At 27.2% G+C, this 12,184-nt stretch carries 14 protein-coding genes; all 14 read left to right on the forward strand.

The features are described from left to right. Window positions 1–79: 79 nt before the first annotated feature. The 14 genes from murC (at window position 80) to pyrH (ending at window position 12,178) form a co-directional block, all read left to right on the forward strand. Window positions 80–1,420 (forward strand): UDP-N-acetylmuramate--L-alanine ligase, encoded by a 1,341-nt coding sequence (gene murC / locus AYC59_RS00005; protein WP_066893863.1) that lies wholly within the window; start codon window positions 80–82, stop codon window positions 1,418–1,420. Continuing rightward, entirely contained in the window at window positions 1,417–2,268 is an 852-nt protein-coding gene (murB, locus tag AYC59_RS00010) for a UDP-N-acetylmuramate dehydrogenase (RefSeq protein WP_066893866.1), read from the forward strand. Before murC ends, murB begins: the two co-directional genes overlap by 4 nt. Before the next feature lie 11 nt (window positions 2,269–2,279). Continuing rightward, window positions 2,280–3,875: a hypothetical protein gene (locus AYC59_RS00015; RefSeq protein WP_066893869.1), complete on the forward strand. Its 1,596-nt coding sequence runs from the start codon at window positions 2,280–2,282 to the stop codon at window positions 3,873–3,875. A gap of 96 nt (window positions 3,876–3,971) precedes the next feature. After that, entirely contained in the window at window positions 3,972–4,106 is a 135-nt protein-coding gene (gene rpmH / locus AYC59_RS00020; RefSeq protein ID WP_066893872.1) for a 50S ribosomal protein L34, read from the forward strand. Window positions 4,107–4,149: 43 nt separating this feature from the next. Then, a complete protein-coding gene (gene rnpA, locus AYC59_RS00025) occupies window positions 4,150–4,500 on the forward strand; it encodes a ribonuclease P protein component (protein WP_066893875.1) in 351 nt (116 codons plus the stop codon). Next, entirely contained in the window at window positions 4,472–4,681 is a 210-nt protein-coding gene (gene yidD, locus AYC59_RS00030; RefSeq protein WP_066893878.1) for a membrane protein insertion efficiency factor YidD, read from the forward strand. Before rnpA ends, yidD begins: the two co-directional genes overlap by 29 nt. A 15-nt stretch (window positions 4,682–4,696) precedes the next feature. Then, a complete protein-coding gene (locus AYC59_RS00035; RefSeq protein WP_066893881.1) occupies window positions 4,697–5,368 on the forward strand; it encodes a YidC/Oxa1 family membrane protein insertase in 672 nt (223 codons plus the stop codon). Continuing rightward, window positions 5,368–6,123, forward strand: a complete 756-nt coding sequence (locus AYC59_RS00040) for a Jag family protein (protein WP_066893884.1) — start codon at window positions 5,368–5,370, stop codon at window positions 6,121–6,123. The genes AYC59_RS00035 and AYC59_RS00040 overlap by 1 nt, the downstream gene beginning before the upstream one ends. 38 nt (window positions 6,124–6,161) lie before the next feature. Beyond that, on the forward strand, window positions 6,162–7,529 hold the full coding sequence (mnmE, locus tag AYC59_RS00045; RefSeq protein ID WP_066894041.1) for a tRNA uridine-5-carboxymethylaminomethyl(34) synthesis GTPase MnmE: 1,368 nt from the start codon (window positions 6,162–6,164) through the stop codon (window positions 7,527–7,529). Window positions 7,530–7,768: 239 nt separating this feature from the next. Beyond that, the gene (locus tag AYC59_RS00050; RefSeq protein ID WP_066893887.1) at window positions 7,769–8,422 is read left to right on the forward strand and encodes a cell division protein FtsQ/DivIB; all 654 of its coding nucleotides are present in this window, start codon (window positions 7,769–7,771) and stop codon (window positions 8,420–8,422) included. A gap of 12 nt (window positions 8,423–8,434) precedes the next feature. Further along, on the forward strand, window positions 8,435–9,517 hold the full coding sequence (ftsZ, locus tag AYC59_RS00055; protein WP_066893890.1) for a cell division protein FtsZ: 1,083 nt from the start codon (window positions 8,435–8,437) through the stop codon (window positions 9,515–9,517). Between the two features lie 198 nt (window positions 9,518–9,715). Continuing rightward, the gene (gene rpsB / locus AYC59_RS00060; RefSeq protein WP_066893892.1) at window positions 9,716–10,486 is read left to right on the forward strand and encodes a 30S ribosomal protein S2; all 771 of its coding nucleotides are present in this window, start codon (window positions 9,716–9,718) and stop codon (window positions 10,484–10,486) included. A gap of 23 nt (window positions 10,487–10,509) precedes the next feature. Then, window positions 10,510–11,394 carry a translation elongation factor Ts gene (gene tsf / locus AYC59_RS00065; RefSeq protein ID WP_066893895.1) on the forward strand — a complete coding sequence of 295 codons (885 nt, stop codon included), beginning with the start codon at window positions 10,510–10,512 and terminating at the stop codon, window positions 11,392–11,394. Window positions 11,395–11,461: 67 nt separating this feature from the next. Next, entirely contained in the window at window positions 11,462–12,178 is a 717-nt protein-coding gene (gene pyrH / locus AYC59_RS00070) for a UMP kinase (protein ID WP_066893898.1), read from the forward strand. Window positions 12,179–12,184 lie beyond the last annotated feature (6 nt).

Genomic DNA, 12,184 nt, shown 5'->3' on the forward strand with positions numbered 1-12,184 from the left:
TTCCTTTTTTTTTGCTTTTTATTTGAAAAAAATCATTAAAAATAGTATAATAAATATATTAAATATTTGAGGAGGCTATATGTCTAAAAAAGCTTTTTTCAGTGGAATAAATGGAATAGGTATGAGTGGACTTGCACTAATACTTAAAGATCTTGGTTACACAGTTTGTGGATCAGATATAGTAGAAAAAGATATTACTTCTGTATTAAGAAATAAAGGTATAGAGGTATATATAGGTCAAAAAGAAGAAAATATTAGTAATAAAGAGATAGATATGTATGTATATTCTACGGCAATAAAGGAAAATAATCCTGAGTATATGTATGCAAAAAATAAAGGGATAAAGATGATGAGAAGAGGAGAATTACTTGCTGAAATTATGGATAAATTGCCTTTAGGTATAGCAGTTGCCGGAACTCATGGGAAAACAACAACTTCATCTTTAGCATCAGTTGCCTTTTTGAATGAAGACCCATATATAGCAGTTGGTGGAATAATACCAGAAATTGCATCAAATTCTAGAGTGGGTAAATCAGACTATTTTATAGCTGAAGCAGATGAAAGTGATAATTCATTTTTATACATGCACCCATATTATTCAATAATTACTAATATTGAAGAAGATCATCTTGAATTTCATGGTAATTTAGAAAATATTATTAAATCATTTGAAAAATTTGTTTCTCAAACTAAAGATACTGTAGTTGCATGTTTTGACAACGAAATAGTTAGAAACTTAGATTCAGATAATATAGCATTTTATTCAGTTGACGAAGAAAATGCTGATATAGTTGATATATATGCTAAAAATATTAGAACAGAAAATTCACAAACTATATTTGAAGTAGTAAAATATGGAGAATCACTTGGAGAATTTAAATTATCAATACCGGGAATGCATAATGTTTCTAATGCTCTTGCAGTTATATTTATTGCTGATGAAGAAGGACTTGATTTGGAAGATGTTAAGAATAAAATTGAAAACTTTAGAGGAGCAAATAGAAGATATCAAGTTATATATGATGAAGACTTTAGAGTTATTGATGATTATGCACATCATCCAACAGAAATTTTAGCAACTATTCGTGCAGCCAAAATGAATGAAAAAAAGGAAATTAATGTTATTTTTGAACCACATAGATACAGTAGAACAAGTTTCTTTTTAAATGACTTTGCCAATAGTTTAAAAGAGGCAGATAGTATATCTCTTTTACCTATATATTCAGCAAGTGAAGAAAATATATATGATGTAAGTTCTGAAAAATTAGCAGATTTAATAGGGAATCATTGTGATGTTTATTCTAAAGAGGAATTAATAGAAAAATTATTAAAAGAAGATAAAAAAGGAAAAGTATACATATTTATGGGTGCAGGTAGTGTTTCTAGTTTTGCACATGAATTTGTAAGGAGGCTAAAATGAGAATTTTAGAAAATATTTCAATGAAAGACTATTCTAACATGCGTGTTGGAGGTATTGCAAAGGAATTAATATTTATAGAAGATAAAAATGAATTATTAGAAGTATTTAATACAAGAAATAGGATATTTGTTATAGGGAATGGAACTAATACTTTAATTTCTGATTCATATTTAGATATTTCATTTGTTACTTTAAAGGATATGAAAGATATATTAATAGAAAAAGTTGAAAATGGTACATATTTTGTAAGAGCATATGCAGGAGTAGATTTTTTTGATTTCATAGATTTTATGCGTGATGAAGATTTATCTGGAATAGAGAATATGAGCGGTATACCTGGAAGTTTTGGTGGAATTACTAATATGAATGCTGGAGCTTATGGTACAGAAATTTTTGATGTAGTTGAAGAAGTAGAAGTTTTTGAACCAGGTGTAGGTATAAGGGTATTAAGTAAAGATGAGCTAGGATCTAAGTATAGAAGTACGTTAATAAAGGAAAATAAATGGCTAGTTGTATCTACTTTAATTAAATTGAAAAAAGGATTTGATAAAGAAGCAAGTGAAGATAAATTAAATCAAAGAAAGAACAAGCACCCACTACATTTACCAAATCTTGGGTCAACATTTAAAAATCCGACAGGAACATTTGCAGCACAGCTTATATCTGACTGTGGACTTAAGGAATATAGGGTTGGAGATGCACAGATATCACCTATACATCCTAATTTTGTTACTAATTTGGGAAATGCAACATTTAATGACATATTACAATTGATAGAAGATGTAAAAAAAGTTGTGTTAGAAAAAACTAATATACAATTAGAAACAGAAATAATTATATTAAAATAAGGAGAGAAGTTATGAGAAAAATGTTATTGGCAATTTCATTGTTACAAATTTTAACAGTTGCAGAAGTAAATGGGAGTTTTGAGTTTTATAACAATAATAGTTATGAAATTGAAAATAAGAAGAATGAATCAAAGGTGGGATTAAAAACGAATCTTAAATTTCCTGTTTTGGAGATTGGGGCAGATGTAGAAACTAAATCTAGAAATATTTTACAAAGTATGAAGGATAATTCAAATATTTATTTAAAATTTAATTATATAGATAACTATATTAAAGCAAAATATATGACAAAAGGTGAAACTGAATTAGAGGGGAATATAGGGTATGAGAAATATATAGGATATAACTTAAATGTGAAATTACCAAATAATAAAAAGAATATACAATTAAGTCATAAAATAAGTTCTAGTTATAAACCTATACCAGAGGTTGAAATAGGTGCAAATATTCTTGTTAATCATGCTATAAATAGCAATAAGTTGGATTATAAGGATTTATTATTTAATGAAGATAAAACTTTAAATAATGGAATATTATCTCATTCTTATGAACTATATGGTAAATATTTAGGTATAGAAGGATTAGAATTAGAAGCAGCTCTTTTATATCAAAATGTTATTGAAAAAGATTCAGCGAAAAAATTATATAAATCATTATGGGAACAATTATCTGAGTATAACTTAGTAGTGAAAAAATTAACATCAGAATATATAAAAAACATAGGTATTGTTTCAAAATCTATGGGAGAACTTGATAAAAAAATTCATAGTACAAAAGATATAGAACAAATACTTATTGAAGAAAAAAATACTATTACAAAAGAAATTGTAACTTTAGCTAATGAAGTAGACTCTTTGTTAAAAGAAGAGGAAGGTCTAAAACAAAGAATAAAAGAAATAGAAGCTGAAATAGAGTCAGAAACTAATCAAACTGAAAAACAAAGAAAACAAGAAGAATTAAAAGATAAACAAAAAGAACTTGAAGAAAAACATAAAATTGTTTTAGAAAAAAAACCAGTGCTTGTAGATAAGTTAGCAAAATTAAAAAATAAAGATAAAGAGCTAAGAGAAAATAGGCTTGAATTAAGTAAGGCTGAATTATTAAAAGCACAACAATTAGAATCTTTAAGAGAACAATATGAAAGATTAAATAAATATAAAGAAAAATCTAAAGAGAATTATAAAGAATATTTAGCTAAATTACAAAAGCAAAAAATGGATAATAAAAAGATAAATACACATTATTTTGGAACGAAATTAATGGCTAAATATAAAGGAATTAAAAATGGAGAATTTGATTTTGTTACAGTATTAGGTGGAGTTTATTCTGAAAAAGATTCTAAATTTGATAAATATATTAAAGTAGAGACAAATGCTAAATATGAACAAATGATAAATAGAGATCTTTCTATTATTCCAGAATTTTCAGGAAAAATTAAGTTAGCTAAAACACTAGATGCTATTTTAGAACCTAAATTAGGATTAAATTTGAGATTAAGTAATAATTTGAACTTTGATAGTAAAATATCAACGCCTATTAATTTTGATATTAATGGTTATAAAAGTACAGGAATAAAAACAGATTTTATTCTTAAATATAATTGGTAATAACTTGTAAAAGAAAAATGCTTGACAAAGATACTGTTTTGGTATAAAATAGAGAATGTATTACAATGTTTTAAAAAAGAAAGGAAATAAAATAAGATGAAAAGAACATATCAACCAAATAAGAGAAAAAGAAAAATGGATCATGGATTTAGATTAAGAATGAAAACTAAGAGTGGAAGAAACGTTCTTAGTAGAAGAAGAGCAAAAGGAAGAGCTAAATTATCTGCATAACCGGTACTATTTAACCGGTTTTTTTTAAAAGATGGAGCTAAATATGAATAAGTTAAGAAAAAATAAGGAATTCAATAGAGTATATAACAGAGGAAAAAGGATAAATGGTAAATATATATTGTTATTTGAATATAGATCAAATGAGCAAAAATTTGGTGTAGTTGCTAGTAAAAAAGCAGGAAACTCAGTTTATAGATCTCGTGCAAAAAGACTTATGAGAGAAGCTATAAGGTTAAATTTAGAAAATTTTAAACCAAATTTTGAGTATATTTTAGTTATTAAAAGTATATTTAAAGATAAATTTGATGAAATTAAATACATAGATATAGAAAAGGATTTATTAAACATATTAAGGAGAAATAGAAATGAAAAAAATAGTAATATTTCTAATTAGTTTGTATCAAAGATACATATCTAGATATACTCCACGTGCATGTAGATTTCATCCAACTTGTTCTGAATATTCAAAACAAGCTGTTATTAAATATGGAGTAATTAAAGGAACATATTTAGCTATAAAAAGAATATCAAAGTGTCATCCCTTCAATGATGGAGGTTATGACCCTTTAGTGTAGAAAGGAAAATGATATATGTTAGGTTTTTTAAAGGTACCTTTTTTAGTAGATATAGCTGTAGCTATATTAAATACTATTTATAATTTGGTAGGAAGTTATGGAATAGCTATAATTCTTACAACTTGTATAGTTAGATTGGCAATGTTACCTTTAACATTGAAACAAGAAAAGTCTATGTTAAAAATGAAAGAACTTCAACCCAAAATAGACGCACTTAAAGAAAAATATGGTAATGATAAAGAAATGTTAAATAGAAAAACAGTTGAATTATATCAACAAGAAAAAGTAAACCCTGCTGGAGGATGTTTACCCGTATTAATTCAATTACCTATATTTGTTGCGCTATATTCCGCATTTAGAGATGGAGCTATACCGATAGATGCTTCATTTTTAGGATTTAAATTATCAGAAGTTGATGCTTTAATAAAATTAGGATCAATTTCTATAAATGTATTACCTATACTTACAGCTATAGTAACTTTATGGCAACAAAAAATGATGCAAGTTGGTGGAAGTGAAGCTAAAGATGCTACAACTCAATCTATGCAAACTATGATGTATACTATGCCTATAATGATGTTATTTATATTCTATAGACAACCATCAGGTTTAAACCTATATTTCTTAGCTAACTCAGTATTATCAGTACTACAACAATATTATGTACTTAGTAGGAGAAATAAATAATGGAAAAATTAATATTACGTTCAAAAAGTGAAGCAGAATTAAAAGAAAAAGTAAAAAATATGTTAACTTTAAATGAAGATGAGGCTATAGAAATAGTTGAATTAAGTAAGCCTTTTAAATTCTTATTTTTCTTTAAAGATGGAGAGTATGAAGTTAAAATAGTTAAAAAATCTGAAATAACTAATAAATCTCCTAAAAAAGAAAAAATAAATGAAAAGGTTAATAAGCCTGAAGTTAAAGTTAATTTAGAAAAGGTGGAAAAGCCTAAAAAGGTAGAAAATAAAGAAAATAAAGTAGAAAAAAATATAAAAATTTCAGAAAGACTAAATGTTGTTATTAAAGAATTTCTTGCTGTTTCTAATTTAGATGTTAAAATAGAAAGTATTAAAGTTAAAGATAATGTATATAACATAGATTTAGTTGGTGATGATATTAGATATATTATAGGGGAAAAAGGAATTGCACTTTCATCATTAGAATATTTATTAATGTCACTTGAAGAATTTAAACATGTTAAGATCTTTATAGATTCTAATAATTATAAAGAAAAAAGAGAAGGAATTTTAAGAGAACTTGCTAATAAGACAGCTAAAAATGTTTTAAAAACACAAAGAAAAGTAAAGTTAAATCCTATGAATTCAAGAGAAAGAAAAATTATTCATGAGGAAATTAGTAAAATTCCTGGACTTGAAACAGTAAGTGTTGGAGTAGAGCCAAAAAGATGTTTAATAATTAAATTGAAGAATAAAAAATAGTTAAGAGCCCTCTGGGCTCTTATTTTGGAGGGAATATGTTGATGTTTGATACAATAGCTGCAATCTCTACAGCTCGTGGAGAATCAGGTATAGGTATAGTTAGAATTTCTGGAGATAAGGCCTTTGAGATATTAGATAAAATTTTTAGACCTATTAAAGAGGGTAAAGATTTAGGAAACTACAAATTAAATTATGGACATATTTATGATGGAGATAAGTTAATAGATGAAGTTTTGGTTAGTAGAATGAAGGGACCAAGATCATATACTACAGAAGATATAGTTGAAATAAATTGTCACGGGGGATATGTAACTACTAAAAAAATACTTGAAGTAACCTTAAAAAAAGGAGCAAGACTTGCTGAAATTGGTGAGTTTACTAAACGTGCTTTTATGAATGGAAGAATAGATTTATCTCAAGCAGAAGCTGTTATAGATATTATTCATGGTAAAACAGAAAGATCGGTTTCTTTATCTCTTGATCAGCTAAAGGGTAGTTTAAGAGACCAAATAAAGGAATTTAAAGAAGCATTTTTAGATATAACAGCACACGTAAATGTAGTTATGGATTATCCTGAAGAGGGAATAGATGATCCCCTTCCTAAAGAGTTAAGAGAAAAATTAGAGAATGTATACTCTAAAGCAGATGTTTTAATTAATTCTTATGATAAAGGTAAAAAGATAAAAGAAGGGATAAAAACAGTAATAGTGGGTAAACCTAATGTAGGTAAATCTACATTATTAAATACTTTACTTCAAGAAGAAAGAGCTATAGTTACTCATATTCCAGGAACTACACGTGATATTATTGAAGAAATAATAAATATTAAAGGAATACCTTTGGTATTAGTTGATACTGCTGGTATTAGAGAAACAGAAGATATAGTTGAAAATATAGGGGTACAAAAATCTTTAGAATTAATTGAAGTGGCTGATCTTGTTTTACTTGTACTTGATAGTTCAAGAACTCTTGATGAAGAAGATAGTAAGGTTATTGAAAAAATAAAGGCACTAGGTAAACAAGTAATAGTGTTATTAAATAAAATAGATTTAGAAAGAAAGTTAGATATAAGTAAATATAATTTAGAAAATGTTGTTGAAATATCAGCTCAAAAAAATATAGGTATAGAAGATATGGAAGAAAAAATATATAACTATATTACAGATAATGATATAGAAGATACATCAGAAAAATTAATATTAACAAATATTAGACACAAAACTGCTCTTGAAAAGACAAAAGAATCTATTAAAAATATATTTGAAACTATAGATATGGGTCTTCCACTTGATTTAATATCTGTAGATTTAAAAGAAGGACTTGATTCACTTTCTGAAATTACAGGTGAAATTACTAGTGAAGATGTTCTAGATCATATATTTGCCAAATTCTGTGTAGGGAAATAGTAAAATTATTTAAATTTGAAAAAAATTAGTATGAAAATAGGTTGTATTACTTTATTAATAAGGATTTTACGACCTAATTTTTTTAAAAAATTATATGCCAACTTTTAATGAAATAAATATATTTTTTGACTTTTTTATTATATTTTTATTTTAAACTACAATATCAATAATTTTAGTAGACAAATGCCTTTAAATATTGTATACTTTAATATAATATATTGATATGGAAGGGGAAAATTTTGAAAAATATAGTTAGATTATTTTTTCTAATACTCTTTGTATATTGTACTTTTTTATTCATAGAAAGTGATTTTTTTATTGTTAAAAATATTCAAATCGAAGGAAACTATAATCTTGTAAAAGATGATATAGTTAAAAAATTAGATAATATTAAAGGAGATTCTTTATTCTATATTAATGCAAGTAGGTTAGAAGGTATAATTGAGGATGATATTAGAGTTGAAAGTGCTAAAATATCAAGAAAGTTTCCGGATACAATAAAAATTAAAATAGAGGAAAGAAAACCTATTGCTATAGTATATTCTAATGGAAATTATTTTTATGTAGACGAAGGTCTTAATTTGTTTGCTTTATATAAAGAAATTAAGGATACTGGAGTTCCAATAATTAATATTCCAAAGGAAGATGAAATAGAAGAATTTAAGATTATGTTAAAAACTTTAAGAGATACACAATTCTACAATACTATTTCAGAAATATATAAGGGAGATAAAATGTATATTTTAACTCTATTAGATGGAACTAATGTATATATTGATAAAAATGTGAGTTTGAAAAAATATAATATTGCATATAAGATATATGTAGATGAAAGTGTTAATAAAGATATTGAATATATTGATTTAAGATTTAAGGATATAATAGTTAAGTAATCAGGAGGAAGTATGGAAAATAATTATGGAATGAATAATATGTATAGTAGTGCAAACTACAATAGTAATAATGAAATAAAAGGAGCTAAAATTAGTATAGTTGGAGTAGGTGGAGGTGGTGGAAACGCCGTTAACTTCATGAAAGAAAAAAATATTACAGGAGTTAGATATATAGCTGTTAATACAGATCACCAAGATTTAGATGGTAAAAATGCTGATATTAAAATACCTTTAGCAGAATTAGGAGCTGGAGGAAAACCTGAAATAGCAAAAGAATATGCTAATGAAATGAGAAATGAAATTAAAAAACAATTAGCTAATCAAGACATGGTATTTATAACTGCTGGAATGGGTGGAGGAACAGGAACTGGAGCATCACCTGTTGTAGCTGAAGTTACTAAAGAATTAGAAATTTTAACTATAGGTATAGTAACTATGCCATTTAAATTTGAAGGACCATCAAGAAGAAGAAATGCTGAATATGGTATTAATGAATTAAGAAAATATGTAGATACTTTAATAGTTATACCTAATGACAGATTAAAAAACTATAATGCTGAAGGTATGAAAGCAAGAAATGTTTTCCATGCACCAAATGATGTTTTATACAGAGCGGTTAAAGGTATAGTAGATATCATAACTAAAGAAGGAATGATTAATATAGATTTTGCTGACGTTAAAACAGTAATGGAAAATGCAGGAGATGCAGTAATAGGTTTAGGAGAAGCTAAAGAAGGAGAAGATGTAATCTTAGCAGTTAAATACGCTGTTGAAAATCCACTTCTTGATAGAAGCTTAAAAGGTGCTAAGAAAGCATTAATTAATATTACTTTACCTGCAGATGCAGAATTTGTTGAATTTGAAGAAATAGTTGATGAAGTAATTAAATTCTCAGAAAATGATGATTTAGATGTAATGCTTGGAGTAATGTTTGATGAAACAAGTACTGATACTAAAGTTACAGTAGTTGCTACAGGATTTGAAGATGACGTAAAACCATTATCAAATGTTGTATCAAATAGAGAATATGTAAAACCAGAAGAAAATAGTAATAATAATCCTGAGTATACAGTAACTTTACCAACATTAGATTAATATAATATAAATTAGGACATACAAGATATTTTTGTATGTTCTTTTTAGTTTAAAAACCTTGACAAATACAGTCTTTTAGTGTAATATATTATAGGAAATTAACACACCTTGTTTTTTCTGTTTGTATGGTGCTATAAATATAGATTTGCAAATGGACATAGGTGGAAGTAAAACCAAAAAATTTAAGGAGGACAAAAAATGTCAGTAATTTCAATGAAAGAACTTTTAGAAGTAGGAGCTCACTTTGGGCATCAAGCAAAAAGATGGAACCCTAAAATGAAACCATATATTTATGCAGAAAGAAATGGTTTACACATTTTAGACTTACAACAAACTTTATCTTCAACAGAAAGAGCATACGAATTTGTTAGAGAAATCGCAAGTGAAGGTGGAAAAATCTTATTCGTAGGGACTAAAAAACAAGCTCAAGAAGCAGTAAAAGAAGAAGCTGAAAGAAGTGGAGGATTCTACGTTAACGAAAGATGGTTAGGAGGATTATTAACTAACCTTGAAACTATCAAAAAAAGAGTTGCTAAATTAAAAGAATTAGAAGAAATGGATGCAGATGGGACTTTAGATCAAGCATACACTAAAAAAGAAGCAGCTTTATTAAGAAAAGAAATGGTTAAATTACAAAAAAATGTTGGTGGAATTAAAGGTATGGATAAATTACCTGCAGCATTATTCGTAGTAGATATTAAAAAAGAATTCTTAGCATTAGAAGAAGCAGCTAAACTTGGAATACCTGTAATAGCTTTAATAGATTCAAATGTTGACCCAGACTTAGTAACTTACAGAATACCTGCAAATGATGATGCTATAAGATCAATTAAATTATTTGCAAGAGTAATTTCAAATGCAGTTGTTGAAGCTAATGGTGGAGTTGAAGAAGATTACGTTCCAACAGAACTTGAAACTGCTGAAGTAATAGATGAAAACTTCGTAGTTGAAAAAGAAGAATTAGAATAAGACAATAAATAGGAGGGACAGATATGTCATCAATATCAGCATTAATTAAAGAATTAAGAGAAAGAACTGGAGCTGGAATGCTTGATTGTAAAAAAGCATTAGAAGCTGTTGAGTTAGATATAGAAAAGGCAATTGACTGGTTAAGAGAAAAAGGTATAGCTAAAGCAGCTAAAAAATCAGGAAGAGTAGCAGCAGAAGGATTAGTATTCGGTGGAGAACATGGAAATGTAGGAGTTATTATTGAATTTAACTCTGAAACAGATTTCGTTGCAAAAAATGATGATTTCAAAAACTTTGGAAATAAATTAGTTGAATTAGCTTTAGATAATAAAGTTAAAACTGTTGAAGAATTAAAAGCTCTACAAATTGATGGACAAACAGTTGAAGCTGCTTTAACAGAATTAATTGCAAAAATTGGAGAAAACTTAAATATAAGAAGAATAGCTTTAGTAGAAAGTGAAGGATTTGTAGTAAACTACATTCACTTAGGTGGAAAAATTGGAGTTTTAGTAGATATTAAAGGTGAAAATACTCCTGAAAATGTTGAAAAAGCAAAAGGTGTTGCTATGCATATAGCAGCTATGGATCCAGCTTACCTACATAGAGATGAAGTAACTACTGAAGACTTAGAAAGAGAAAGAGAAATTGCAAGAGTTCAATTATTAGAAGAAGGTAAACCTGAAGCTATAATAGAAAAAATCTTAGAAGGTAAAATGAGAAGATTCTATGAAGAAAATGCATTATTAGAACAAAAATATGTTAGAGATGATAAAGTATCAATTCAAGAATTCATGAAACCTGCTGAAGTAAAAGCATTCTTCAGATTTAAAGTTGGAGAAGGTATTGAAAAAGAAGAAACAGATTTCGCAGCTGAAGTTGCAGCACAAATAGCAAGTTCAAACAAATAAAAAATAATATAGAGAAGAAAGAGTTTAAGGTATTAAACTCTTTCTTAATATACCTGGAGGAATTTTTATGTTAAAGTATAAAAGAATATTATTAAAGTTAAGTGGAGAAGCTCTTGCAGGAGATAAGGAATTTGGTTATTCAGATGAAGTTTTAAATAGCTTTGCAAGACAAATAAAGCAAATTCATGAGGCTGGAGCAGAACTTGCAATAGTTATAGGTGGGGGAAATATAATGAGAGGTAAATTTGCAGAAGAAGCAGGTATGGATAGATCAACAGGTGATACTATGGGAATGCTTGCTACTGTAATGAATGCATTAGCCCTTCAAAATACTATAGAAAAAATTGGTGGTGTACCAACTAGAGTTTTAACAGCGATAAATATGCCTCAAGTTGCAGAACCATATATTAGAAGACGTGCTATAAGACACTTAGAAAAAGGAAGAGTAGTAATATTTGCAGCAGGTGTTGGAAATCCTTACTTTACAACTGATTCAGGTGGAGCATTAAGATCTATAGAAATAAATGCAGATATACTTGCAAAAGGAACTAATGTTGATGGAGTGTATGATAAAGATCCTAATAAGTTTGATGATGCTGTTAAATATGAAAAGGTATCATTTACAGAAGCATTAACTAAAAATTTAAAAATTATGGATGCTACTGCACTTTCGTTATGTAGAGAAAATAATATGCCTATAATTGTATTTAATGCATTAGAAGACGGAAATATGTTAAGATTTGTTAAAGGTGAAAATATTGGAACTTTAGTTTCAAATGATTAGAAAGGA

It is taken from the genome of Pseudostreptobacillus hongkongensis, assembly GCF_001559795.1.
Taxonomy (GTDB): domain Bacteria; phylum Fusobacteriota; class Fusobacteriia; order Fusobacteriales; family Leptotrichiaceae; genus Pseudostreptobacillus; species Pseudostreptobacillus hongkongensis.

Bases quoted from the DNA above. Each gene is read 5' to 3' on its own strand.
- murC (WP_066893863.1), top strand. From the start codon at position 80: ATGTCTAAAAAAGCTTTTTTCAGTGGAATAAATGGAATAGGTATGAGT.
- murB (WP_066893866.1), top strand. From the start codon at position 1,417: ATGAGAATTTTAGAAAATATTTCAATGAAAGACTATTCTAACATGCGT.
- AYC59_RS00015 (WP_066893869.1), top strand. From the start codon at position 2,280: ATGAGAAAAATGTTATTGGCAATTTCATTGTTACAAATTTTAACAGTT.
- rpmH (WP_066893872.1), top strand. From the start codon at position 3,972: ATGAAAAGAACATATCAACCAAATAAGAGAAAAAGAAAAATGGATCAT.
- rnpA (WP_066893875.1), top strand. From the start codon at position 4,150: ATGAATAAGTTAAGAAAAAATAAGGAATTCAATAGAGTATATAACAGA.
- yidD (WP_066893878.1), top strand. From the start codon at position 4,472: ATGAAAAAAATAGTAATATTTCTAATTAGTTTGTATCAAAGATACATA.
- AYC59_RS00035 (WP_066893881.1), top strand. From the start codon at position 4,697: ATGTTAGGTTTTTTAAAGGTACCTTTTTTAGTAGATATAGCTGTAGCT.
- AYC59_RS00040 (WP_066893884.1), top strand. From the start codon at position 5,368: ATGGAAAAATTAATATTACGTTCAAAAAGTGAAGCAGAATTAAAAGAA.
- ftsZ (WP_066893890.1), top strand. From the start codon at position 8,435: ATGGAAAATAATTATGGAATGAATAATATGTATAGTAGTGCAAACTAC.
- rpsB (WP_066893892.1), top strand. From the start codon at position 9,716: ATGTCAGTAATTTCAATGAAAGAACTTTTAGAAGTAGGAGCTCACTTT.
- tsf (WP_066893895.1), top strand. From the start codon at position 10,510: ATGTCATCAATATCAGCATTAATTAAAGAATTAAGAGAAAGAACTGGA.
- pyrH (WP_066893898.1), top strand. From the start codon at position 11,462: ATGTTAAAGTATAAAAGAATATTATTAAAGTTAAGTGGAGAAGCTCTT.